Here is a 22,864-nt window from a genome sequence, read left to right on the forward strand (position 1 = left end):
GCTCCGCCCAGACGCTCCTAGTTCACCCCTCCCGCAAACTGTGACGCCAAGCCTCAGGAGATTTCCCAAAGTTCGAAGTAAACCATCGCGTAAACGTACTGTGGCTTCCATACCCCAGCAAAGCCGCAATCTGCCCAATGCTGTATCGCGTGTCGCTCACATAACGCCGCGCAAGGTTCTGCCGCGCCTCTTCAAGCAAATCGGTAAAACTCAATCCTTCCGCATCCAGCTCACGCTGCAAAGTCCGCACACTGCGTCCCAACCCCTGCGCCACACTTTTGCAGGTAGCGCCCCCCGATGGAAGCATGGCATGGATAGCCTTGCGGACCTGCTCTCCCGTAGTGGCCGAGCGCCCCTTCGGCGCTGACTCCACGACAGTTCTTGCATAGCGCACCAACGTGGGATCAGCCAGGGAGGGCGGCTCGTTCAAATCGGCTGCGCGGCAGACAATGCCGGAAAAATCGGCGCCAAAATCGACACGGCAACGAAACATCCGCTTGTGAGGGCCGGCATCGAGCGGCGCAGAATGGCTGAAGCAAACGCTCTGCGGGCGCCACCGGTCTCCAAGCACCGCCTCGCAGGTGCGGAACAACACACCGATCGCCAATTCCATGCTCTGGCGCCTGGGCACATTGGAGAGGAAATCCTCCCGAAGAATCACGTACTCGCCCGCCTCCTCCAACTGCAAAACCAGCGCCTCATTCAGCGAATGGATGTGCTCGATCAGCGTGAGCAGCACATGGCGCAAGGTGGGCTGGTGCATCAATAGAAAACTGACGGCACCAAAATTGGAGAGCTGACGGGTTTGCGCCATCCGCAACCCGAAGGATTCGCAGCCCGTGGCGCGCACCGCCTCTTCAAGCAAGGCAGCAACCAAAGAGGAATCGAGCATTTGGTCTTGCTCGCTGACCATCGAAGGACGCAATCCAACCCGGCGCATGCAGCTGTCAGGGTCCCCGCCAAGCCCCTTCATCACCTCGGAAAAGTGTGTCAGCGCCGCTGCGCGTACCAAAGTGACCATCGTGACCCCCTCTTGGCTTTGGTCAATATTCTGTCATCAAATGCACAGCGCGTGGCACGAATTGCAAAGCGCGGTTTCGAGCGCTTTTCTACATTCTCGATGGCGATAGATAGAAAAAAGCAGATGCAACTGCCCCAACCCACAGGAGACAAGACATGCGCATCGAACCCCTGACTTGCGCCATAGGCGCCGAACTCTCGGATGTGAGCCTGGCCGATGCCGCTCGCGACGAAGCGCTCTTCGCCGAGATCAGGCAAGCTCTGCTGAAATACAAGGTACTCTTCCTGCGCGATCAAAAAATCACGCGTGCCGAACACGTGGCGTTCGCGCGCCGCTTCGGCAACCTGGAAGACCACCCCGTGGTGGGCAGCGATCCCGAGCATCCGGGCCTGGTGCAGATCTACAAATCACCCGATCATCCGAATGATCGCTACGAAAACTCCTGGCACAGCGATGCCTCCTGGCGGGAGGCGCCACCGCTCGGCTGCGTGTTGCGGTGCGTGGAATGCCCCCTGTGGGCGGCGACACCATGTGGGCCAACATGGCACTGGCGTATGAAAACCTGCCCCAGCAGATCAAGGACCTGATCGCGCCGCTGCGGGCCCGCCACAGCATCGAATGCACATTCGGAGCGGCCATGCCGATCGAGCAGCGGTTGGCGCTCAAAGAGCGGTTTCCCGATGCGGAGCACCCCGTGGTGCGCACCCACCCTGAAACGGGCGAGAAGGTGCTGTATGTCAACGGCTTCACCACGCATTTCACCAACTACCACACGCCGGCCAATGTGCGTGTGGGGCAGGATTTCACACAGGGCTCCTCCAGCCTGTTGCAGTACCTGATCAGCCAGGCCGCGATCCCCGAATACCAGGTGCGCTGGCGCTGGCAGCCCAATAGCGTGGCCATCTGGGACAACCGTGCCACCCAGCACTACGCCGTCATGGATTACCCGCCCTGCCACCGCAAGATGGAGCGCGCCGGAATCATGGGCGACCGCACGTTCTAAATAGTTTCAGTTCCCCCACAGCTCTGAGAAAAGCAGAGCCCATTCCCTGAGAAGAAAGTTTCCGCAGGTAAGCGGAGCATTACTGGAGACCCTAGATGAAAAAGAAAACGGCCCTTCTGGTCACGCTTGCCATGTCCGGCGCCGCCTATGCCCAATCCTCCGTGACGCTGTACGGCGCCGTGGACGCGGGTATTGGCAGGATCAACACCGGCGCACCCAACGGCAACGACACACGCGGGACAGGGCTTGTCAGCAGCAGCCTGATGAACAACGTCGGTTCACATATCGGCTTGCGCGGCATCGAGGACATAGGCGGGGGCAACAAGATCGGTTTCACCCTGGAGACCGGCATTGACCTGAACGAAGGCAACTCCATCGGCGCAGGCGCGGGCATGTGGGGCCGCAGCGCCAGGATGTGGGCGGAAGGCGGTTGGGGTACGCTGCAACTCGGGCGCAGCCTCAATGCGTCTTTCTGGGGCCTGGCCAACTGGGAATTGACCGGCGCCGCTGTCTACTCGGTCGTGGGCTCAACGTACAACTGGGTAGGCAATGGCCCGCGTACCAGTGGCCTCATCACCTACAAGACGCCCAACCTGAATGGCTTCAGCGGCGACCTGGGCTACACCTTCGCGGCTGACAACGTCATCAACAACGAAGCCCGCTCCAAGTGGGACATGCACGTGAAGTATGTCGGCGGCCCGGTGGTCGTCGCCTTCTCGGCCAACCGCGTGCAGGATGCCAAGACCAGCTACGCGCTGGGAGGCCGCTACAGCATCGGCAACTTCACCCTGGCCGCCTCTCTGCAATACGCCGCCAAGGAACAGGCCCGCCGGCGCGGCGCCACGCTGGGCGGCAAGTACGCCGCAGGCTTGGTGTCCGTGGTGCTGGACGTGACACGTGACTTCAAGAACGAATGGGGCTCGCAGAAATACACCAACGTGCTGCTGGAAGGCAAGTACGCCCTCTCCAAACGCAGCTTCCTCTACGCCGCCTATCTCCGCATGGACGGCCTGAACAATTACAGCGTGGGCATGCGCCACAACTTCTGACCTTATTGCATTCACAAGGAAACGCATCATGAACTTCCTCGACGGCCATCTGTTCCCCGAAAACCAGCAGCCGCTGATCATCACCGCAGCCCCCTACGCGCCCTCCTGGATGCCTGGCGACTTCCCCGGCGAGATCGCCGTGACCATGGAAGACCAGATCCAGCGCGCCGTGGACTGCTACAACGCCGGCGCTCAGGTGCTGCACCTGCACGTGCGCGAACTCGACGGCCGCGGCAGCAAGCGCCTGTCCAAGTTCAACGAACTGATCGCCGGCGTTCGCGCCCGTGTGCCCGAGATGATCATCCAGGTCGGCGGCTCCATCAGCTTCGCCCCCGAAACCGACGGCGCCGCCGCCAAATGGCTCAGCGACGACACCCGTCACATGCTCGCCGAGCTCGATCCCAAACCCGATCAGGTCACCGTGACGATCAACACTTCGCAGATGAACGTGCTCGAGCAGTTCGATGCGCGCGACATCAAGGGCACTTCCATGGAAGATCCCGCCGTGTTCAACGCCTACAAGGAGATGACCGTGCCCGCCCAGCCAGGCTGGGCCGAAGAGCACATCCGCCGCCTGAGCGCCGCCGGCATTCAAAGCGCCTTCCAGTGCTACAACCTCAACAGCTTCGAATCGGTGGAGCGCCTGATGCGCCGCGGCATCTACAAGGGCCCCCTCGTGATGAACTGGGTGGCCATTGGCGGGGGCATGGATTCTCCCAGCGTCTACAGCCTGGCCAACTTCATGCGCGCGGTGCCCGATGGCGCGGTGGTCACGGTGGAGAGCTCGGTGTTGAACGTGCTGCCGGTCAACGTGATGGGCATCGCCATGGGCTTGCATGTACGCTGCGGCACGGAAGACAACCTGTGGAACCAGACGCGCACCGAGAAGATGGGCACGGCCAGGCAGATCGAGCAACTGGTGCGCATTTCCAGGGAAATGAGCCGCCCCGTCGCCACGCCCCAGCAAGCGCGTGAGATGTGCCAGATCGGTGTGTTCTACGACACCACCGAAGAAACCCTCGAAAAGAATGGCTTCGCTCCCAACCGCAACGGCGCCCAGCAAGGCTTCCTGCGCAAGGTGGCTTGAAAAGCAGAAACGAGCAGGCTCACATGACAGATCTGAACAAGAAAATCGCCGTCGTCACCGGAGCCGCCGGTGGCCTGGGGCAAGCCATTTCACGCAGGCTCGCCACCGCCGGCGCGACCGTCGTTCTGGCCGACATCTGCGAGCCTGCCCGCCTGGAAAGCCTGGCGCAGGAAATCGCCAAGAGCGGATGCAAGGCCTTCGCGCGCCGGACTGATGTGTCTTCCAGCGCCGACGTGGATGCCCTCTTCGCTGAGGTGAAAGCCCGTTTCGGAACCGTGCACATCCTCGTGAACAATGCGGCCATTGTCCCCGCCCAGCCCGAGGATGAAGCGCGCCGCGCCAAGCACTATGGGTACATCACGACGCCCGTGCCTCGCGACACACTCAAGTTCACAAGCCAGATGAGCGACGAAGATTGGCGGCGCTTCTGGGCCGTGAACGTGGACGGCGTGTTCTATGGCACCCGGGCGGCACTCCGCCTGATGGAGCCGCAGCGCTCCGGCCGGATCGTGAACGTGGCCTCGGTCGCCGGGTATTCACCGATCAGCGCGCACTCGCCCCACTACAGCGCCACGAAGGGCGCCGTAATCGCATTCTCCAAGGCCGTGGCGGCCGAAGTGGCGGGCGCGAACATCTTCGTCAACGTGCTGGCGCCAGGGGGCATCATGACACCGGATTTCAAGCGCTACCTGGATCAGGTGGGCGAGGAAAAAGCCCGGCAGCTGTGGCAGGTCGTGCCACTGGGCCGGTTGGGGACGCCGGAAGAGTACGCGGAGACCGTGCTGCATCTCGTCGGCGCCGATCACTACCTGGTAGGCCAGGTCATCAGCCCGAACGGCGGATCCATCATTTAAACGAATCCCGCTCTTCGATCGTTTCCACTCACCTCAGCCATTGCCATGAAAAATCCTATTTCCACAGCTTCGCTGGCAGTTGCCGCTGCCCTCTTCTCCTTCGCGACCACCAGCTTCGCCTTCACGGACAAGCCGGTCAAACTCGTGGTGCCTGCACCGGCCGGGGGCACGATCGATGCGTTTGCCCGGACCTTCAGCGATCAGTTGTCGCAAGAAATCAAACAGCCGGTCGTGGTGGAAAACAAGCCCGGAGCCGGTGGAGCCATTGCGGCCAAGTACGTGCTCTCGCAGCCCACGGACGGCACGACACTGCTGGTCACGGTCACCAACATCCTGACCGAAGTACCGCACGTGCTCAACGTCGGATACGACCCGCTGAAGGACATCAAACCGGTGGCGCAGATGGCCCGCTCGGTCATGGTCTTCATTGCTTCGCCGAAGTTTCCTGCCAACGATGCCAAGGAAGCCATCGCGTACGTGAAAAGCCATCCAGGAAAATTGTCGTTCGCCTCGTACAGCCAGGGCACGGCCTCCCAGTACGCGGGCGTCATTCTGAACAAGAAAGCCGGGCTGGACATGACGCATGTGCCGTTCCCTGGTTCGGCACCTGCCTTGACGCAGATCATGGGCGACCAGATTCCACTCATGTTCGATGGCTCGGTGACATCCAAGCCCCTGGTAGCAGCGAACAAAGTCAAGCTGCTCGCCATCGCGTACAAAAGCCGATTGCCTGAATACCCCAACGTGCCAACCATGGCAGAAATCGGATATCCAGACATCGACTTCAGCAATTGGTCTGGTGTCTTTGCTTCCGCCAAGACCCCTCCTGCGCTGATGGACAAGATCCATGCGGTTCTGGCCAAGGTCAACGAATCGCCTGCCGTGCATCAACGCTACACGGGCACCGGATTTGAACTCATCAAGGAAAAGCGCTCGCGTGCACAACTCGAAACCGATTTGCAAGCGGAGTTCGAGCGCAATGCCGAGATCGTGAAAACCTACGGCATCAAGTTGAACTGAAACAGATCCCATCAAAGATGGCATACGCGCATACAGCGCATGTTTAAAAGCAGGAGTGTGAACGATGGCCAAGGCAATACGCTTTTATGAAACGGGTGGCCCCGAGGTCCTGAAGTACGAAAACGTCGAGGTCGGAGATCCCGGGCCGGGACAAGCCCGCGTGCGCCATAGCTACATCGCGCTCAACTTCATCGACACCTACTTCCGCACAGGACGTTACCCGCTGGCCCTGCCCAACGGATTGGGCTCGGATGCGGTAGGCGTGGTGGAGGCCGTGGGCCCCGGTGTGGAAGACATCAAGCCGGGTGATCGCGTGGGCTATCTGATCGGCCCGCAAGGCGCCTATTCGGATGTGCGCGTGATGCCGGCGGAGGTTCTCATTCCGCTGCCGGACGGCATCTCGGATAAATCCGCGGCCACGCTGATGATGAAGGGCATGACGGCGCAATACCTGTTCCGCCAGGTGTTTCCCCTGAAAGGCGGCGAGACGATCCTCTATCACGCCGCCGCAGGCGGGGTCGGCTTGATCGCCTGCCAGTGGGCTCGAGCCCTGGGCGTGACGATGATCGGCACTGTGAGCACGGATGAGAAGGCGGCGCTGGCCAAGGCCAACGGCTGCGCGCACACCATCGTGACCTCGCGCGAAAACATCGTCCAGCGCGTGAAGGAAATCACCAATGGCAAAGGGGTCCCCGTGGTCTTTGACTCAGTGGGAAAAGACACCCTGATGGATTCCCTCGATTGCCTGCAGCCGCGCGGCAGCCTCGTCAGCAACGGAACGTCTTCCGGCTCGGTGGTGGTGGATTCCCAATTGCTCGCGGCAAAAGGGTCCCTCTGGATGACGCGGCCCGCGATGATGCACTACATCCAGCCGCGCGCCCATATGCTGGAAATGGCGAAGGAGCTGTTCGGCCACGTGGTGGCCGGACGCATTGTCAGCGAGCCTCAGCAAGTTTTTTCGCTAGCCGACGCCGGACAGGCCCAGACCGCGCTCGAATCGCGCAAAACCGTGGGGTCCACAGTTCTGGTGCCCTGATCTGCCTCTTCGGACTTGGCGGCGGGCACGGCTCCAGTTTCCGTGCCCGTCTTTTTGCGTCTGATGGCCTTTTCCCATGGCGCTCCGCACTTCTCGCCATACCGTCGCCACTAGTCGGTGCAGCAAAGAACCTGCGGCGAGATCGCCAATGCGCTCTTACACTGATTCGGCGTTAACCATCAACGCCCCCGCCCGCAGCCCCAGGCGCTTGGGGGACGTGTACTCCTGGCGATACTGCTCGAATGGCATGCTGTCCGCAGCTTCGATGCGCTTGCGCGCTTCCACGGATTCGGCCGCCAGCCGGCTGAAACGCGCTTGCAGATCAGCGTCGAACGGCAGCGTCAGCAGCTCGGCGCGCGTCTGCGTGGAACGCTCGCCCACGAAGCTCTTGAAGCTACCGCCAAACTCCTCTTGCATGCTGCGCAGCACGCGCGCCGAAGGCAGGGTTTCCGGCGCATGCAGCGCCGCCGTGGCGGCATTCAGCGCAGTGCGGTAGGCATTGCCGCCATGCGCGGTGTCGAGCGCTTCGGCGATAGGACCGAACTGCGCCAGCAATTCGGCGCCCCACTCCTGCAGCAGAACCTCGCGGCCACCGCGCTCGAGCATGAGGCCCGGCTCACGTCCGCGTGCCGCCGTGCGGTGCTGGTTGCGGCCCAGCGCAGCGATCTCCTCCGGCGTATCAGGCGGACTATCGGAAAGCAGCGAATGCAGCAGGAACATATCGAGAAAGCGCGCCGTCTCGGCCTTGATGCCGATCGGCACGAAAGGATCGAGGTCCATCAAGCGCACTTCGACATACTCCACGCCCCGTTCGCGCAGGGCATGCAAGGGCCGTTCGCCAGGGAAAATCACCCGTTTGGGGCGGATGGTGCCGTAGAACTCGTTCTCGATCTGCAGCAGCGTGGTGGCAAGCTGGTTGTAGTCGCCCCCGGGATTGCGTATGCCCACCGCCTCATAGGGCGGATAAGGCCTGGTCAGCGCGTCTTCCAATGAGGCGCCGTAACCGTCGAGATTGTTGTAGCTCACCGCCAGGGAAGCCTGCGCGTCGCTCTGATAGCCCAGCCGTCCCATGCGCAGCGACGTGGCATGCGGAAGGTACATGGTGTCCGATCCCAGCGGCTGCAATTCATGCGGCCGACCCTCGACGAAACACGAACAGACCGCCGGCGACGCGCCAAACAACACCAGCAGCAGGAAGGCATGGCGGCGGAAGTTGCGGATCAGGGCGAAATACTCATCGCTCGTCACACCCGGCAGCGACCAGTTGTAGTGAATGCCCGAAATGGTCTGCATGCGGCGCCCATAGCGGTGGCCAAGGCCCATGCGGTACACACTCTTGGCCCTCGCCACATTGGAACTGCCGTAGAACCCGAGCGGGATCATTTCATCGGGAGGGAGCGCGCAGGGCATGCTCGACACCCACAGCATCTCGTCGCCGGCGGCTGCGAGCGCGCGGTAGGTTTCCTGGTGGATCTGCGTCAACTCCGCGAGGCAGCTTTCCACGCTGCCATGCACGCCGGTGACCAGTTCCATCTGCGATTCGCTGAAATCCGTGGTGATATTCGGGTGCGTCAAGGGCGCGCCCAGGGCTTCGGGATGGGGTGTGAGCGCCAGCCGGCCATCCGGCTGCACGCGCAGGCTCTCCTTCTCAATGCCGCGGCTGATGCTCCGCAGCTGGGCCACGGGAAGGTCAGCCAGCCGGCTCTTCAGCTTGTTCATAACGTGTCTCGTTCTCTCTGACAGGGAGGCGAAGGTATCACAGGCAGCGAAATCCCGCGCGCGCAAGGACTCCCGCGGTTTTTTCGCATTCTGCTAGGCGAAAGAGAAAGACACCAGATCCGCCCCTTCTCCCCGCCTCCGGGAGAAGGGGAATTAGGGCGTGTCATCAATTAAAACCCCCACGCGCTGGCTCGCCCTGGGGATGGATACGCGAAAGCAGGCGCAGGCCGTAGTGATCTACGGTCAAGCCTGCAGACAAAGTAGACGCCGCAGGGCGAGCCAGCCCGTAGGGTTGCCAAGCCAGCGGGCGCCATGCGTTGTTGTGGCTCGCTTGTGTACACCAGTACACGGCGCTCTCCACGCCTAGCCTGGCGCCCCCTGGCTTGGCAACGCGTGGGGGTTTAAATTGATGACACGCCCTAGAGGTGATCAGCCCCGTGCGGCCATGGCCAGGGTCATCTCATTGGTACCCTGGTCGGCGCCGCTGGCGGGCACCATGTCCCCTTCACGGCGGGTCACCTCGGCCAGATGGGCCAGCAGACGCTCGGGGGTGTCGGCGGTCAGGCCCAGGTGCTTGCCATGTGTCATGGTGACATAAGCGGCCTCGTAGGTGCCCGCCCCCGCGCACAGCGTGGTGCGGGTGGGCGCATCCTGGCAAGCCAGGACCAGCATGGCCGGTACCACGGCTTCCGGGCGCAACGCCGCAAGCACTTCGGCGGGAAAAAGACCTTCCGTCATGCGGGTGGCGGCAGTCGGCGCCAGGCAGTTGACGCGGATATCGTGCTTGGCCCCTTCCAAGCTCAGCGTCTGCATGAGGCCCACCAGGGCCAGCTTGGCGGCGCCGTAGTTGCTCTGGCCGAAATTGCCGTACAGGCCGGTGGACGAGGTGGTCATCACGATGCGCCCGTACTTCTGGGCCACCATGTGCGGCCATACTGCTTTGGTGGTATGCACGGCACCCATCAGGTGCACGTCCAGTACCAGCCGGAAATCGGCCACATCCATCTTGGCGAAGGTCTTGTCACGCAGAATGCCGGCGTTGTTGATCAACACATCCACACGGCCCCAGGTATCCATGGTTTGCTGCACCATGGCCTGCACGGCGGCGAAATCCGTCACCGAGGCGCTGTTGGCCATGGCTTCACCGCCTGCGGCCTTGATTTCGTCGACCACTTTCTGTGCCGCCGTGGCGGAACCACCGCTGCCGTCCACCGCGCCGCCCAGATCGTTCACCACCACCTTGGCACCACGCGCGGCAAGCCCCAGCGCGTGCAGGCGCCCCAATCCGCCGCCAGCACCAGTGACAATGGCCACGCGGCCGGAATAGTCGAGGGGGTTGCTCATGTATTCACTCCTTGTTTTTTGAACTAACGTACAAATTACTCAAACACGCGACTTTACATCCCTCCAGAAGGAATGGCTGCCACGTCTTACTCCGGCGGGCAGGATGGCTGTCATCTCTGTGATATGGATGCATATGAAGTCACACTACACTAGTTTGCGAGGAGAACAGATGATGGAACTGAATTCAAATGTGATCGATACCCCCCGCGCGATGCGGCCAGCGTGGTCATGATCCGCGACGGCGCCGAGGGGCTGGAAGTCCTGCTGGTGCGCCGCCATACCGACTCGAGCGTCCTGGGCGGTGCGTGCGTCTTTCCGGGTGGCAAGGTGGATGCTCCAGACAGCAGCGCGGAACTGCTGGCACGGCTGGACAGACCCCCTGCCGATCTGCACGCGCGGGTCGGTGAACCAGCGCTCACACATGAGCAGGCCGCGGGTCTTTATGTGGCCGCGGCGCGCGAGGCTTTCGAGGAGGCTGGCGTGCTCTATCAGCAAGTGGGCAACGCGGAAGTGGCCACGGTGGATGCCGCCGCCCGCGCCAGCCTGCAGGCAGGCGAGACCTTCGGCGCCCTGCTCGCACGCTTGGGACTGACACTCGATACGGATGCGCTCATTCCGTGGTCGCGCTGGATCACCCCCCGCAGGCCCTCAGTCATGAACAAGCGCTTCGATACCCGCTTTTTCCTGGCAGCCGCGCCGCAAAATCAAACCGCCAGGCACGATGACTTCGAGACCACCGAAACACTTTGGCTGACGCCTCGCGCCGCGCTGGGTGACTATGAGTCCGGCCGCATCGACCTGGCGCCGCCGCAAATTGTCGGCATAGGGCATCTGGCTCGCTATGCAAGTGTGGCTGAAGCGCGATCGGATGCGCTCACACGCCGGCCCCCCTGATTGAACCTGAGTCATTCGAGGAGAACGGCACGCGCGTGCTCTGCTACCCTGGCGACGAGCGGCATTCGGTCCGTGAACGCGCCCTGCCCGGCCCTACCCGGCTGATCTGGAAAGACAAGCGCTTTCAGCCGCCAGGAGGCTTCAGCGCCTTTCATCGGTGAACGAATCTCCAACGGAGATCATCCTCGGATCCGCTTGACCATCGACACGGCGCCAACCACGATGGCGCCGGCGACCATGCCAATGGCCGCATTGACCAGCATTCCCGCGAGAGTGCCGCCGACCCCTCCGATGCCCGCCGCCCAGGTTTCTGCCCAATGCGCGATCGCCGGTACGCCATGTACCAGAATGCCGCCCCCGACAAGGAACATCGCGGCCGTGCCGGCGATCGAGAGAAATTTCATCAGCCAGGGAGCCAGCACGAGGATGCCGCGGCCGATCGATCGAGCCAGGCCGTTTGCTCTTTGGCTCAGATAGAGTCCGAGATCGTCGAGCTTGACGATACTGGCCACCAAGCCATACACGCCCACGGTCATCAGGAGCGCGATGCCTACCATGACCATGACCTGTGTCCAGAAAGGCTGCCCCGCCACGGTGCCGAGGGTGATGGCAATGATCTCTGCCGAGAGAATGAAATCGGTGCGTATGGCGCCTTTGATCTTGTCGCGCTCCAGGGCCACCAGGTCGATATTCGGATCGGCCGCGGCGGCTGCCAGTTCGGCCTCGTGCGCATCGGCTTCGTCTGCCTTGTGTAGTAACTTGTGGGCGATCTTCTCGAACCCCTCGTAGCAAAGAAATGCGCCGCCCACCATCAGCAAGGGAGTCACCGCCCAAGGCGCGAAGGCACTGATGGCCAGTGCGGCAGGCACCAGGATCGCCTTGTTCACAAGCGAGCCCTTGGCCACGGCCCAGACCACCGGCACCTCACGGCTGGCACTCAGGCCGGTGACCTGCTGCGCATTCAGGGCCAGATCATCGCCCAGCACACCCGCGGTTTTCTGCGCGGAAACCTTGGTCAATACCGCCACATCATCCGACATGGCAACGGCCTTGCGGGCCGATACCTTGGTCATGACGGCGATGTCGTCAAGCAGCGTGGCAATATCGTCGAGCAAGGCGAGCAAACTGGAGGCCATAGTGTGGAACTTTCATGAAACCCCGGAAGGGATGAAAAGGCTTTGCCGTGGGATTCTAGAATCATGGCGAAGAAAAACGAAAGTACGTCCAAGCACTGCCGCACGCGCCTATGCCCACCAACGAACAGCTCATCCGCAGCGCCAGCCTGAATGGCTATGTGACGCTGGTACGTGAGCTGGGGCACGATCCCCAGGCCCTGCTACGGGGCGTGGGGCTTTCAGCCCGCCTGCTGGACAACCCCGAGACACTCATACCCAGCCACGCAGTACGCGAACTGCTGGAACGCACCGCACGCGCCACGGGAGCGGAAGACTTCGCACTGCGGTTGGCCGCGCGGCGCACTTTCTCGAACCTCGGCCCGATCAGCCTGGTGCTGAAGGAAGAGCCCACCCCCGGCAAGCGCTGGACACGCTGTGCCGCTACCTCAAGCTGCTGAGCGCCGCCCTGGTGACCCGCGTGGAAGACGCCGGCTCGACAGTGCTGGTTCGGGAGGAGTTGCTGCCAATTCCCGGTGTGCCGACACGGCAGTCCATGGAGTTGGCGGTGGCGGTGAAATTCCGCATCCTGCGCGAGTTGATCGGGCCGCAATGGCGGCCTCTGCAGGTGTGCTTTACGCACCGCGCACCGGCCGACGCATCGGCCCATCACACTTTCTTCGGCCGCTTGCCGGCGTTCAACCAGAGTTTCAACGGTATGGTCTGCGCGCTGGCCGATATGCAACTGCCGCGCACGCCAGACAACCCGGGCGCTGCACGCTTCGCACGTGACTACCTGGACGCGGCGCTCCACCGCCACCACGAAGGCACTCACGCCACCTGCCGCGAACTCATCACCGCCCTGCTGCCTGGCGGCCGCTGCACGGCTCAGCAAATCGCCCACCATCTGGGCATGGACCGCCGCACACTGCACCGCCGCCTCGTCACCAACGGGCATACTTTCTCAGCCCTGCTGGATGAAGTGCGCGCCGAACTCGTGCTGCGCCACTTGCAGGAAAGCGATCTCCCGCTGGGTGAAGTGGCAGGGCTGCTAGGGTTTTCCGGGCCCAGCAGTTTCAGCCACTGGTTCCGCGCCAACTTCGGCACCAGCGTCTCAGGCTGGCGCCGGCAACGCGCCGGCCAACCCGTCCATCAGATCAATCCGGAATGAGCACCAGCTTGCCCATGTGCCGACTGCGCACGATGTAGTCGTACGCCTCGCCGATCGCGGGCAGAGGGAAAGTACGCTCCACCGGGAGCCGCAGCTTGCCAGCGCGAAAGAATGGCAACAGATCGCGTGCGCAGGCCTGTATGCAATCCAGGCGCTCCTGCTCGCTGCGCGTGCGGAAGGTCGCCCCCATCAGCTTCAGGCGGTTCAGCCACAGCAGGTTGATGTCAAGCCGCGCGTACTGGGCACCGCCCAGGCGGGCCAGATTGACCAGCCGGCCCTTGACGGCCAAGCTTTTCACATGGTCTTCAAAAACGGTGCCGCCAAGGGTATCGATGATGACGTCCACCCCCTGGCCACCGGTAGCTACCATGATCGCCTCGACCTGATCCTGGCTGGTGGCGTTGATGCCCACGTCCATGCCGAATTCGGCCAGGCGTTCCAGCTTCTCTGCGGCTCGCGAAGCCGCGATCACGGGCGACGCGCCAAGCGCCGAGGCGACCATGATGGCGGCCATGCCCACGCCGCCTGATGCCCCGTTGATGAAAACAGACTCACCTGCCTTCAACCCGCCATTGCTGACCAGCGCGTCGTGGGCCGTGATGAACACGTTAGGAAAAGCCGCGGCGTCGGTCCAGGACACATCGTCAGGCACGGGCATCAGCGCCAGCGGCGCGGCCACTACATATTGCGCATGGCAAGCCCGGCCGTGGCCCATCACGCGGTCACCCACGCGCCAGCCCTGCACCTGCTCGCCTACCCGCTCGACTTCGCCCGCGAACTCGACTCCGGCGGTCACGGGCTGGCCGGCGCGGTGTTCGCGCATGTGCTTGATCTCGCCGTAGTTGATGCCAGAGGCGCGCACACGTACACGCACTTCACCAGGGCCTGGCTCCGGAACGGGGATATCTTGTATCTCCAGTTGGCCACCCTCGGCTGTGGGCAACACGCGTACTGCTTGCATCTTCATGACGTGCGCCTCAGTGTGTCTTGCGCAGGAAGCCTTGCGTGCCGCCATTGCGGTTCGGTGCAAAGCCGTTCTGGGCCAGCGTTTCCTCAACGGTGTCATAGAACACGCCGATCCTGCTGATCTGACGCGCTTCTTTTGCCGTGGCGATGGGACGGCCGAACTCACGTGAAATCCGCACGAGCTGCTCGATCTGCGAGACGGTGCTAGCCTTGGCGCTGCGGTCTTGGTTCCACAGGCAATCTTCCGTGCCGCAACGCACATGCAAGCCCATGGCAATGCCCATCATGTTGACCGGCAGCACGTTGCGCACGTTGCTCTCTACCGTGACCACGGCGCCATCGGGAATGCCGCGCATGAAATTGCCCAGGCTGTAGACGTTGGGCGTGTCCATGCCGCCGCCGATCGCCACCCAGTTCATCACCAGCGGCCCCTTGTAGAAGCCGCGGCGCATCAGGCGCTCGACCGATTCGAAGCTGTTGGTGTTGTAGCACTGGAAGGCGCTCTGGATGCCCTTGGCCGTCAGGCGGCGGATGTGCTCTTCCACCCACTCCGGCTGCGCAGGCACCGTCATTTCCTTGTAGGCACGAAACAGCACCGGGTTCTCGCGTGAAGTGCCCACGAAGTCGGCATCTTCCGCATGATCGGTCACATTCATCTGCGATGTGTTGACGGTGACCGTGACCTGATCGGGCACGGGCTCCAGATCAGCCAGCATGTGGCGCGTATCGTCAGAGAGCCACTTGGCGGCCTGGCCGTCATTCTCCGGCGCGAACGAGATGGATCCTCCCACCTGGATGATCATCTCGGGCACCGCCTTGCGCACACCAGCGATCAGTTCGTTGAACTTGGACAGGCGCTTGGAGCCTTTGCCATCGAGCTCGCGCACATGCAGGTGCAGCACGGTGGCGCCCGCGTTGTAGCAATCCACAGCCTTCTGGATCTGCGCCTCCATCGTGACCGGAATGTCTTCCGGGAAATCGGAAGGCAGCCAACCCGGCGCATAGGGGGCGGCGGTGATGATGAGCGGTTGCTGGTTCTCGGGGAAGAGGTGGCCGTCTAGGAAGTTCATGCGTATCTCCGGTTTTCAGGGCGTGGTCGGGCTAGAAGGGGATGTCGCCCACGATGCCGGCACGCTCCATCTTGCGAGGCGCGGGGTAGTAATCGTTGCAGGCGTAGTGCTGGGTGCTGCGGTTGTCCCAGACCGCGATATCGCCCGGTCTCCACGACCAGCGCACCTGGTATTCCGGAATGCTGGCGCGGCTGGTCAGGTAGTTCAGCAGCAGCGATGCGCCTGGCGATTTGTCGATGCCGTGGCGCACGTTCTCGGGCGTGCTCCAGTTCACGAAGTGCGAGGTGAAACCCGCCCCCACGAAAAGGATTTTTTCGCCCGTCTCGGGGTGGGTACGCACTACGGGATGCTCGGCGGCGGGATGCTCCTGCACCAGCTTGGCGCGTGCCTCGGGTGTCATCACAGCGCCGAAGCTGTGCTCGATGCTGGCCTTGGCGCGCAGGTTGGCGATCTGCACCTTGATGTAGTCCGGCAGCTCGTCGTAGGCCTTCACCATGTTCACCCAAATGGTGTCGCCGCCCATCTCCGGGCATTCGATGCAGCGCAGCACCGCGCCCATGGCGGGGTTGGGGCGCCAGAGGCCGTCACAGTGATAGACGTTTTCGTAGCTGTGCGGATTGTCGCTGCGGTAGATGCGCACCAAGCCGGGGTGCTCGGGATCGCTGCCCACCACCGGGTGATCTTCGAGCGGGCCGAAGCAACCCGCGAATGCCACGTGCTCGGCCCGCGTGATGTCCTGGCCGCGAAAGAACAGAACACGGTGCTTGAGCAAAGCCGCCTTGACTTCAGCGAACAGATCTGCATTCCGTGAGGCCTCCCCCAGGTGGATCCCGGATATCTCGGCGCCTATGGCGGGCGTGAGTTGTCTGATCTTCATGACATATCTCCTGCGCAAAGGGCTCAGTTCTTGATGTTGTACTTCCTGACGATGGCGGCGTTGCGCTCCGACGTTGCCTTGTTTTCACGTTCGAGCGCGGCGGTATCAATGCTCAGATCGGGCTCACCCAGTTCGGCCAGGCGCTTCTGCACGCCTGGGTCGTTCGCGGCTTTCTTCACGGCTGCATGGATCTTGGCCAACACATCCGCCGGAAGCTTGGGTGAGCCCACCAGACCGATCCAGCCCATGAACTGCAGATCCGGGTAACCTACCTCGGCCGTGGTGGGCACATCAGGCAGCAGGCGTGAGCGCTGTTTGCCCGAAAAAGCGTAGGCGCGCAGCTTGCCGCTCTTGATGAGTGGCAGAGAAGTCAGGATTCCGTCAAACATGAAATCGACCTGCCCGCCCATCAGAGCTTGCAGCGCGGGCGGAGAGCCTGGGTAGCCGATGTGCTGCATGTCCAGATGAGCCTTGTCGCTCAGGATCAGGCCGGCATAGTGGGAAGCCGTGCCCGGGCTGTAGGTGGAGTAAGCCCCCTTGCGGGTCTTCAGGTAGGTCAGCAGGCCTGCAAAATCATTCGCGGGGATGCTTGCCGGCGTGACCAGCACCACCCCCGAGCGGACCAGGGATGCCACTGGGAGGATGTCCTTGAGCGGGTCATACGAGACCTTCATGACATGCGGGATTTCGGTCAGCACGTTACTGGGCACCATCGCCAGCGTATTGCCGTCAGGCGGGGCTTGCAGCATGGCCTGCAGGCCGATGGCGGCACCCGCGCCGGGCTTGTTCTCGACAATCACCGGCTGCCCGATATCGGCGGACAACTGCTGCCCGAAAACACGGGCAATGATGTCCGTGGTGCCCCCGGGCGGCGCCGGCACGATCAGCTTGACGGGGCGGTCGGCCCATGCCCAGGCACTGGCGGCCAGCGCCCATCCCGCGAGTGCCATGGTGGCGCGTGCAGCCACTTTCAGCGTCGCTCTCATCGTGTTGTCTCCTTGATGTTCCGTGGGTGGAATCGATATGCATCAAGTATGGAGGACACCCCCTCTGGAAACTTGCTCCGTTGGGTCAGCGATTTGCTTATTTGGGACAAGCGAATCCATGCCAAGGAACGCCAATGAGGCCCGTCTACTCACCTTCCCGGTTGTGAACGTGTTTACGATCCCAGGGACACGGGAGCACGTGAATGCGTTTTAGGACAGCAGCAGCGCGCGGGAAAGCCAAGCCTCAATCCGTACTGGATCGTGCACCAGGCGCAGTTCATCGAAGGCCGCCTGCGCCTCGGGGTGGCGCGAGCGCAGCGAACTCAGCCACTGCTTGAGCCGGCCTGCGCGGTGCCGATGCTCTACCCGGCCGCTGACCTGCCGCCAGAACTCCCCGATGAGCGGCAGCAATTCCATCCAGTTGGCGGGCCGCGCCTCCTGCGCCGACTGCGCCTGAATACAGCGCGCCAAGCCGGGATCGCGCACCATGCCCCGGCCAATCATCAGATCTCCGCAGCCCGTCACCTCCCTGCACCGCTGCGCATCCTGCATGGTCCAGATGTCGCCGTTGGCCACTACCGGCAAGGCGACGGCTGCACGGATATCAGCCACGCGCTCCCAGTCCACGGGCGGGCGATACCCCTGTGCCTTGGTGCGGGCGTGCACGACCATGTCGTCAGCACCCGCAGTGTCGATGGCCTGCGCGCATTCAATGGCGCGCGTGCCGTCCTGCACTCCGAGACGGATCTTGGCTGAAACCGGTATCCCGGCGGGCACGGCGCGGCGCACGGCGGCCACAATGCGGTGAATCAGCTCAGGCTCGTCCAGCAGCACCGCACCGCCTCGGTGGCGATTCACCGTCTTCGCCGGGCAGCCAAAATTGAGATCGATGCCGGCAGGCTGCAACTCGGCCAACCGCGCGGCGTTCTCGGCCAGGCATGCCGGATCGGAGCCCAGCAACTGCGGGCGCACCGGCACGCCAGCAGGCGTGCGGCTGCCGTTCAAAAGCTCGGGCACCACGCGTGTGAACACGCGCGGCGGCAGCAATTGATCAGTCACGCGGATGAATTCCGACACACACCGGTCCACTCCTCCTACACGGGTGAGCACGTCGCGCAATGTATGGTCGAGTAAGCCCTCCATGGGGGCAAGCAAGATAGCCAAATCTGAAATCCGGGAAAAACAGCCGGGACGCTATTGTCGCGCCACCTGCACCCCGTTAACCAGCTGTAACTATTTATAAGTACAACCACCGATGCATTCGGGACATGTCATCGAATCGAGCTCCCGCGCGTTTGAATGGATTACATGCCCTACTGTAGGATTCGAGGAATAAGTTCAGGGAGAACAATCAAGAATGCCGTCATGTTTTCGTATCAGGAGTGGCTATCGCACCTTCCTGCTCCTATTGGTCACCATTCTGGCTTGCGCTGGTGCTTCCGCACAGGAGCCGCCCTCCAGCATCACTCCAAGCGATGATCGCCAGGGAACGTTCAAGGCCGTACAGGGTGAGGTCACGTTGATCCGCGCCGATGTCCGCCGTGCCGCTGTCGTGGGTGGCGGCTTCTCCCGTGCTGATCGGCTCGTCACCGGCGCCGACAGCGCGGCTTCCCTGAAACTCGAAGATGGCACCATTCTTTCCGTGGGCCCCGACAGCACACTCGAGCTCGAGGACTTCGCCTTCGACGCCACTACCCAGGAAGGCAACATGGCGGTCAAACTGTTGCGCGGCACCCTGCGCGTTGTCACCGGTCTGATTGCCAAGCTCACGCCCGAGAAAGTGAGCGTCCGGACGCCCACAGCCGTGATCGGCGTGCGCGGCACGGATTTCATCGTCGACGCCAAAGAAGCCAAATGAAAGCACTCTTGATGGCCGTGGGCTTCCTGGCCATTCTGGCGGGCTGCGCGCCCGCCACGCGGGTGACCTTGCTGCCACAGCCCAACGGACGGCCAAGCGCGGTCGAGGTCAAGACCGCCACCGCCACACAGAGGGTTGCCACGCCTTATGAGGTGGCCAGTGTCAGCCGGAGCGGCGGCATCGCCCTGGAACAAAGCAATGCGCAGGAAGTGCAACGCCGCTACTCTGGACTGCTGGCCGTGCAGCCGCCTGGCGATGAGCGCTTCATGCTCTATTTTGTGGTGGGCGGCTCCATGCTGACATCGGAATCAGAGGCCACCTTGAGCGGCATTCTGTCGCAGGCAGTGGCCCGCCCCGGCGGAGAAATCCTGGTGATCGGTCATACCGATCGTGTGGGCACCGTATCCTCCAACGACGCGCTGTCCCGGCAGCGCGCCTATGCAATCCGCGAAATGCTGATCCAGCGCGGCTTCTCTCCCCTCCGTGTCCGAGCTATCGGCCGCGGTGAGCGCGAACCCGCGGTGCAGACAGCAGACGAAGTCGATGAGCCGCGCAATCGGCGCGTCGAAATCGTCGTGCGTTGAAGGTGCCCGAAGCATGCGAGTAGGCGTACTGACCGGTGGCGGCGATTGTCCAGGGCTGAACGCGGTCATCCGCGCGGTCACCAAATCATTGATGCGTTGCTGCCAGGCCGAGGTGATCGGCATTGAAGACGGTTTCGCCGGCCTCATGGAAGGCCGGGTACACCCCCTGGATTGGGATGCCGTGAGCGGTATCCTTTTTTCGGGCGGCACGATCCTGGGCACCAGCAACCGCGCCAATCCCCTGGCCAGCAAGGAATCCACGGAGCAGGCCCTGGCTCAGGCCGGCGTGCTGGGACTGGACGCCCTGGTGGCCATCGGCGGCAACGGCACCATGACAATCGCCCACGGCCTTGCCGAGCGCGGCCTGCCCATCGTTGGTGTTCCCAAGACCATCGACAACGACATCGAAGGCTGCGAGCGGAGCTTCGGCTTCGACACTGCCGTGGCGACTGTGACCCAGGCGCTGGAGCATGTGCAGACCACTGGCCAGAGCCATGGCCGCGTCATGATCGTCGAGACCATGGGCCGCTATGCCGGCTGGATCGCGCTGGAAGCAGGTATCGCAGGTGCTGCCGATGCCATTTTGCTGCCCGAGATCGATTTCGACCCCGAGGCTTTGATCGAACTTTGCCGTCAGCGCGAAGCCAAGCCGCGCTACACCGTGATCTGCATCGCCGAAGGCGCCAAGCCGCGCGGCGGCGAGCTCACGGTGGAGCGCATGATCCAGGACAGCCCCGACCCTATCCGGCTGGGCGGCGTGGCTCACCATCTGCGGACGATGCTGGAGCCTCAGCTGCACAGCGAGGTGCGCGCCACCGTGCTCGGCCACGTGCAGCGCGGCGGCTCCCCGACGCCATTCGATCGCGTGCTGGCCACGCAGTTCGGCAACCACGCAGCGCAACTGCTGGAGGCTGGCCAGTTCAACCGCATGGTGACGCTGGAGCATGGCGCCATGGGCAGCATCGCGCTCGAAGAAGTGGCCGACCGCACGCGGCAGGTTCCGCTCGACCATCCGCTGCTGGAAACCGCGCGGGATATCGGCGTCTGCCTGGGCGAGTAACATCAGGCTAGGGGAGCGCTATCCGCTCTCCGGCAACTGCACCGCTTGGCGCGTATAACGGTTGCCAAGTGCGCTTACGGTGATGTCATGAATTTCGGGGTATTTACAAGAATCAGCCTCCCACGGCTGGCATTTTCGGCATGGGCTGCCCTTGCCTCTTTCACGATCGGTAGCGCGGCAGCCGCGCCGGCATTCGAAGACAGCATCGCGCAGCGTACGCTGGCGTGCATATCGTGCCACGGCGAGCAGGGCCGGGCGGGCCCGGATGGCTACTATCCGCGGCTCGCAGGCAAGCCGGCGGGCTATCTCTACAACCAGTTGCTCAACTTCCGCGATGGCCGGCGCCACTATGGGCTGATGACACGCATGGTGGATCTTCTGGACGATGCCTACCTGATGGAAATCGCCCGTCATTTCGCTGCCATGGAAGTGCCCTACCCGCCCCCCGCCACGCCCGCGAGCCCGCCATCGGCAGCCGTCCTGGAGCGGGGCCGCACCCTCGTGCAGCATGGCGATGCCGCCCTGCGCGTTCCGGCCTGTGTGCAATGCCACGGCACAACCCTCACCGGCACGCAACCCAATATCCCCGGATTGATCGGCCTGCCCACCGACTACCTCATGGCTCAACTAGGAGGCTGGAGAACCGGGCAGCGGCGCGCCCACGCCCCCGACTGCATGGCCACCATCGTGCAGCGCCTTCCTGATAGCGATGCCTATGCCGCCATCGCCTGGCTCTCCAGCCAACCGGTTCCGGCCAATGCCCATCCGGCGCCTCGTCTGACCGCGTCAGCCGAAAGTGCCCTCGACCTCAAATGCGGCAGCGCGCCTGAGCCAGGAGCGAAGCGATGAGCCGCGTGATCAAGACCATCGTGCTCGCTGTGCTGGCACTCGCCGTACTGTTGGCGGGCTGGCTCTGGCATGTGAACTACAACGACGGCGTGGATGTGTCCGGCACTGCCGAGCCTGTAGCCGCTGCGGCTGATCTGCCCGCGCTGCGGGAACGCGGCGCCTATCTGGCCAAGGCGGGCAATTGCATGGCCTGCCATACCGCCAGGGGCAGCGAGCCCTGGTCAGGCGGGCGCCCCTTTGCCACGCCGTTTGGCACACTGTATTCAAGCAACCTCACACCTGATGCCTCCACTGGCCTCGGCCAATGGAGCGCCGCGGCATTCTGGCGCGCCCTGCATCACGGCCGCTCACGCGACGGGCGGCTTCTGTACCCGGCGTTCCCCTATACCCACACCACGCAGATCGTGCGCGCTGATTCCGACGCGCTGTATGCCTATCTGCAGAGCCTGCCTCCGGTCAAGGCGCCCGCACCGGCGCATCAACTGAGCTGGCCCTACGGCACCCAGGCCGCGCTGGCTGTTTGGCGCGCGCTGTATTTCCAGCCCGGCACCTACCGCGAGGACCCGAAGCGCAGCCAGGAGTGGAACCGTGGCGCCTACCTGGTTCGCGGCCTGGCGCACTGCTCAGCCTGTCACGCGCCGAGAGACTCGCTGGCCGGCGCCGATTGGCAGGATTTCTCAGGAAGCCTGATGCCGGCCCAGGGCTGGTACGCGCCATCGCTGCTCTCCGCCCACGAGGCCGGTGTGGGTGACTGGCCTGAACAGGACATTATCCGCCTGCTTGCCACCGGCTATGCGCGCAGTGCCAGCACCAGCGGGCCCATGGCCGAGGTGATCAGCCAAAGCACGCAGTACCTGAACACCGCCGATCTCTCGGCCATGGCAAGCTACCTCAAATCACTGCCGCAGACAAAGACAGCTTCTGTACCCGCCACCACCCCAGGCCGGCTGAGCGGCGCCATTACCGCGGGCGAGAAGATCTATGAAAAGAACTGCGCCGCCTGTCATGGCAGCCAGGGTCAGGGTGTGGAAAACGCCTATCCGCCTCTGGCCGGCAACCGCATGGTGACGCTGCCCCGCACAGAAAACCTTCTGCAAGTGCTGCTCTACGGCGGATTTGGCGCCTCCACCGCTGGCCACCCCCGCCCCTTCGGCATGCCGCCCTTCGTTCTGAGCCTGAACGATCGGGAAATTGCATCGGTGTTGAGCTATATCCGCAACAGCTGGGGCAATCAGGCGCCGGAAGTCTCCGTGTTGAACGTGCACAGCATGCGCGCTGAGTCACGCAGCACGCTGGATTGATCG

21 protein-coding genes and 2 pseudogenes are annotated in these 22,864 nt (G+C 63.1%); 14 read left to right on the forward strand and 9 right to left on the reverse strand.

From position 1 onward, the window contains the following. Positions 1-22 precede the first annotated feature (22 nt). Positions 23-1,021: an AraC family transcriptional regulator gene (locus WJU18_RS20485; protein ID WP_423455220.1), complete on the reverse strand. Its 999-nt coding sequence runs from the start codon at positions 1,019-1,021 to the stop codon at positions 23-25. Between the two features lie 155 nt (positions 1,022-1,176). Here WJU18_RS20485 and WJU18_RS20490 point away from each other — a divergent pair. The 6 genes and pseudogenes from WJU18_RS20490 to WJU18_RS20515 all read left to right on the forward strand — a co-directional run bounded on the left by WJU18_RS20490 (position 1,177) and on the right by WJU18_RS20515 (position 7,070). Next, positions 1,177-2,024: pseudogene (locus WJU18_RS20490) on the forward strand (TauD/TfdA dioxygenase family protein). 95 nt (positions 2,025-2,119) lie between these two features. Continuing rightward, complete coding sequence (locus tag WJU18_RS20495) at positions 2,120-3,073, forward strand: porin (RefSeq protein ID WP_423455222.1); 954 nt, start codon at positions 2,120-2,122, stop codon at positions 3,071-3,073. Between the two features lie 28 nt (positions 3,074-3,101). Beyond that, positions 3,102-4,160 (forward strand): 3-keto-5-aminohexanoate cleavage protein, encoded by a 1,059-nt coding sequence (locus WJU18_RS20500; RefSeq protein ID WP_423455224.1) that lies wholly within the window; start codon positions 3,102-3,104, stop codon positions 4,158-4,160. A 23-nt stretch (positions 4,161-4,183) separates the two neighbouring features. Continuing rightward, positions 4,184-5,014, forward strand: a complete 831-nt coding sequence (locus WJU18_RS20505; RefSeq protein WP_423455225.1) for an SDR family NAD(P)-dependent oxidoreductase — start codon at positions 4,184-4,186, stop codon at positions 5,012-5,014. 45 nt (positions 5,015-5,059) lie between these two features. After that, entirely contained in the window at positions 5,060-6,034 is a 975-nt protein-coding gene (locus WJU18_RS20510; protein WP_423455227.1) for a Bug family tripartite tricarboxylate transporter substrate binding protein, read from the forward strand. 64 nt (positions 6,035-6,098) lie between these two features. Continuing rightward, positions 6,099-7,070 (forward strand): quinone oxidoreductase family protein, encoded by a 972-nt coding sequence (locus tag WJU18_RS20515; protein ID WP_423455230.1) that lies wholly within the window; start codon positions 6,099-6,101, stop codon positions 7,068-7,070. 156 nt (positions 7,071-7,226) lie between these two features. On the opposite strand, the gene gshA is transcribed toward WJU18_RS20515, so the two are convergent. Together gshA and WJU18_RS20525 are read right to left on the reverse strand one after the other, a co-directional pair. Then, positions 7,227-8,789 carry a glutamate--cysteine ligase gene (gene gshA / locus WJU18_RS20520; RefSeq protein ID WP_423455232.1) on the reverse strand — a complete coding sequence of 521 codons (1,563 nt, stop codon included), beginning with the start codon at positions 8,787-8,789 and terminating at the stop codon, positions 7,227-7,229. A 429-nt stretch (positions 8,790-9,218) separates the two neighbouring features. Then, the gene (locus tag WJU18_RS20525) at positions 9,219-10,133 is read right to left on the reverse strand and encodes an SDR family NAD(P)-dependent oxidoreductase (RefSeq protein ID WP_423455234.1); all 915 of its coding nucleotides are present in this window, start codon (positions 10,131-10,133) and stop codon (positions 9,219-9,221) included. 228 nt (positions 10,134-10,361) lie between these two features. On the opposite strand from WJU18_RS20525, the gene WJU18_RS20530 reads away from it, so the two are divergent. Together WJU18_RS20530 and WJU18_RS20535 are read left to right on the forward strand one after the other, a co-directional pair. Further along, on the forward strand, positions 10,362-11,027 hold the full coding sequence (locus WJU18_RS20530) for an NUDIX hydrolase (RefSeq protein ID WP_423455236.1): 666 nt from the start codon (positions 10,362-10,364) through the stop codon (positions 11,025-11,027). A gap of 35 nt (positions 11,028-11,062) precedes the next feature. Then, positions 11,063-11,188, forward strand: coding sequence for a hypothetical protein (locus tag WJU18_RS20535; RefSeq protein ID WP_423455237.1), 126 nt, complete (start codon positions 11,063-11,065; stop codon positions 11,186-11,188). A gap of 18 nt (positions 11,189-11,206) precedes the next feature. Here the strand turns inward: WJU18_RS20535 and WJU18_RS20540 are convergent, their stop codons facing one another. Then, positions 11,207-12,163 carry a DUF808 domain-containing protein gene (locus WJU18_RS20540; RefSeq protein WP_423455238.1) on the reverse strand — a complete coding sequence of 319 codons (957 nt, stop codon included), beginning with the start codon at positions 12,161-12,163 and terminating at the stop codon, positions 11,207-11,209. Positions 12,164-12,273: 110 nt separating this feature from the next. On the opposite strand from WJU18_RS20540, the pseudogene WJU18_RS20545 reads away from it, so the two are divergent. Next, positions 12,274-13,310: pseudogene (locus WJU18_RS20545) on the forward strand (AraC family transcriptional regulator). Here the strand turns inward: WJU18_RS20545 and WJU18_RS20550 are convergent. The 5 genes from WJU18_RS20550 to WJU18_RS20570 form a co-directional block, all read right to left on the reverse strand. Next, positions 13,297-14,271, reverse strand: a complete 975-nt coding sequence (locus tag WJU18_RS20550; RefSeq protein WP_423461057.1) for a quinone oxidoreductase family protein — start codon at positions 14,269-14,271, stop codon at positions 13,297-13,299. The pseudogene WJU18_RS20545 and the gene WJU18_RS20550 sit on opposite strands and share 14 nt — an antisense overlap. A gap of 16 nt (positions 14,272-14,287) precedes the next feature. Continuing rightward, positions 14,288-15,346 carry a 3-keto-5-aminohexanoate cleavage protein gene (locus WJU18_RS20555; protein WP_423455239.1) on the reverse strand — a complete coding sequence of 353 codons (1,059 nt, stop codon included), beginning with the start codon at positions 15,344-15,346 and terminating at the stop codon, positions 14,288-14,290. A 31-nt stretch (positions 15,347-15,377) separates the two neighbouring features. After that, a complete protein-coding gene (locus WJU18_RS20560; RefSeq protein ID WP_423455241.1) occupies positions 15,378-16,223 on the reverse strand; it encodes a TauD/TfdA dioxygenase family protein in 846 nt (281 codons plus the stop codon). 23 nt (positions 16,224-16,246) lie between these two features. Next, a complete protein-coding gene (locus tag WJU18_RS20565) occupies positions 16,247-17,209 on the reverse strand; it encodes a tripartite tricarboxylate transporter substrate binding protein (RefSeq protein WP_423455242.1) in 963 nt (320 codons plus the stop codon). Between the two features lie 210 nt (positions 17,210-17,419). Continuing rightward, entirely contained in the window at positions 17,420-18,352 is a 933-nt protein-coding gene (locus WJU18_RS20570) for a tRNA dihydrouridine synthase (RefSeq protein ID WP_423461058.1), read from the reverse strand. Between the two features lie 214 nt (positions 18,353-18,566). Here WJU18_RS20570 and WJU18_RS20575 point away from each other — a divergent pair, with 214 nt between their 5' ends. From WJU18_RS20575 to WJU18_RS20595, 5 genes are all read left to right on the forward strand, one after another. Then, positions 18,567-19,067 carry a FecR family protein gene (locus WJU18_RS20575; protein ID WP_423455244.1) on the forward strand — a complete coding sequence of 167 codons (501 nt, stop codon included), beginning with the start codon at positions 18,567-18,569 and terminating at the stop codon, positions 19,065-19,067. Continuing rightward, on the forward strand, positions 19,064-19,651 hold the full coding sequence (locus WJU18_RS20580; RefSeq protein WP_423455245.1) for an OmpA family protein: 588 nt from the start codon (positions 19,064-19,066) through the stop codon (positions 19,649-19,651). Before WJU18_RS20575 ends, WJU18_RS20580 begins: the two co-directional genes overlap by 4 nt. Positions 19,652-19,664: 13 nt before the next feature. Then, the gene (locus WJU18_RS20585) at positions 19,665-20,711 is read left to right on the forward strand and encodes a 6-phosphofructokinase (RefSeq protein ID WP_423455247.1); all 1,047 of its coding nucleotides are present in this window, start codon (positions 19,665-19,667) and stop codon (positions 20,709-20,711) included. 87 nt (positions 20,712-20,798) lie between these two features. Next, positions 20,799-21,560, forward strand: a complete 762-nt coding sequence (locus tag WJU18_RS20590) for a c-type cytochrome (protein WP_423455249.1) — start codon at positions 20,799-20,801, stop codon at positions 21,558-21,560. Continuing rightward, the gene (locus tag WJU18_RS20595; RefSeq protein WP_423455251.1) at positions 21,557-22,861 is read left to right on the forward strand and encodes a c-type cytochrome; all 1,305 of its coding nucleotides are present in this window, start codon (positions 21,557-21,559) and stop codon (positions 22,859-22,861) included. The genes WJU18_RS20590 and WJU18_RS20595 overlap by 4 nt, the downstream gene beginning before the upstream one ends. Positions 22,862-22,864 lie beyond the last annotated feature (3 nt).

Source organism: Ottowia sp. VDI28, from assembly GCF_049532675.1.
Taxonomy (GTDB): domain Bacteria; phylum Pseudomonadota; class Gammaproteobacteria; order Burkholderiales; family Burkholderiaceae_C; genus Ottowia.

What these genes read in the sequence shown, in the direction of transcription:
- WJU18_RS20570 (WP_423461058.1), bottom strand. Translation starts at nt 18,352, where the DNA reads ATGGAGGGCTTACTCGACCATACATTGCGCGACGTGCTCACCCGTGTA.
- WJU18_RS20550 (WP_423461057.1), bottom strand. Translation starts at nt 14,271, where the DNA reads ATGCAAGCAGTACGCGTGTTGCCCACAGCCGAGGGTGGCCAACTGGAG.
- WJU18_RS20530 (WP_423455236.1), top strand. Translation starts at nt 10,362, where the DNA reads ATGATCCGCGACGGCGCCGAGGGGCTGGAAGTCCTGCTGGTGCGCCGC.
- WJU18_RS20525 (WP_423455234.1), bottom strand. Translation starts at nt 10,133, where the DNA reads ATGAGCAACCCCCTCGACTATTCCGGCCGCGTGGCCATTGTCACTGGT.
- WJU18_RS20580 (WP_423455245.1), top strand. Translation starts at nt 19,064, where the DNA reads ATGAAAGCACTCTTGATGGCCGTGGGCTTCCTGGCCATTCTGGCGGGC.
- WJU18_RS20585 (WP_423455247.1), top strand. Translation starts at nt 19,665, where the DNA reads ATGCGAGTAGGCGTACTGACCGGTGGCGGCGATTGTCCAGGGCTGAAC.
- WJU18_RS20495 (WP_423455222.1), top strand. Translation starts at nt 2,120, where the DNA reads ATGAAAAAGAAAACGGCCCTTCTGGTCACGCTTGCCATGTCCGGCGCC.
- WJU18_RS20590 (WP_423455249.1), top strand. Translation starts at nt 20,799, where the DNA reads ATGAATTTCGGGGTATTTACAAGAATCAGCCTCCCACGGCTGGCATTT.
- WJU18_RS20505 (WP_423455225.1), top strand. Translation starts at nt 4,184, where the DNA reads ATGACAGATCTGAACAAGAAAATCGCCGTCGTCACCGGAGCCGCCGGT.
- WJU18_RS20560 (WP_423455241.1), bottom strand. Translation starts at nt 16,223, where the DNA reads ATGAAGATCAGACAACTCACGCCCGCCATAGGCGCCGAGATATCCGGG.
- WJU18_RS20540 (WP_423455238.1), bottom strand. Translation starts at nt 12,163, where the DNA reads ATGGCCTCCAGTTTGCTCGCCTTGCTCGACGATATTGCCACGCTGCTT.
- gshA (WP_423455232.1), bottom strand. Translation starts at nt 8,789, where the DNA reads ATGAACAAGCTGAAGAGCCGGCTGGCTGACCTTCCCGTGGCCCAGCTG.
- WJU18_RS20575 (WP_423455244.1), top strand. Translation starts at nt 18,567, where the DNA reads ATGCCGTCATGTTTTCGTATCAGGAGTGGCTATCGCACCTTCCTGCTC.
- WJU18_RS20510 (WP_423455227.1), top strand. Translation starts at nt 5,060, where the DNA reads ATGAAAAATCCTATTTCCACAGCTTCGCTGGCAGTTGCCGCTGCCCTC.
- WJU18_RS20500 (WP_423455224.1), top strand. Translation starts at nt 3,102, where the DNA reads ATGAACTTCCTCGACGGCCATCTGTTCCCCGAAAACCAGCAGCCGCTG.
- WJU18_RS20485 (WP_423455220.1), bottom strand. Translation starts at nt 1,021, where the DNA reads ATGGTCACTTTGGTACGCGCAGCGGCGCTGACACACTTTTCCGAGGTG.
- WJU18_RS20555 (WP_423455239.1), bottom strand. Translation starts at nt 15,346, where the DNA reads ATGAACTTCCTAGACGGCCACCTCTTCCCCGAGAACCAGCAACCGCTC.
- WJU18_RS20515 (WP_423455230.1), top strand. Translation starts at nt 6,099, where the DNA reads ATGGCCAAGGCAATACGCTTTTATGAAACGGGTGGCCCCGAGGTCCTG.
- WJU18_RS20565 (WP_423455242.1), bottom strand. Translation starts at nt 17,209, where the DNA reads ATGAGAGCGACGCTGAAAGTGGCTGCACGCGCCACCATGGCACTCGCG.
- WJU18_RS20595 (WP_423455251.1), top strand. Translation starts at nt 21,557, where the DNA reads ATGAGCCGCGTGATCAAGACCATCGTGCTCGCTGTGCTGGCACTCGCC.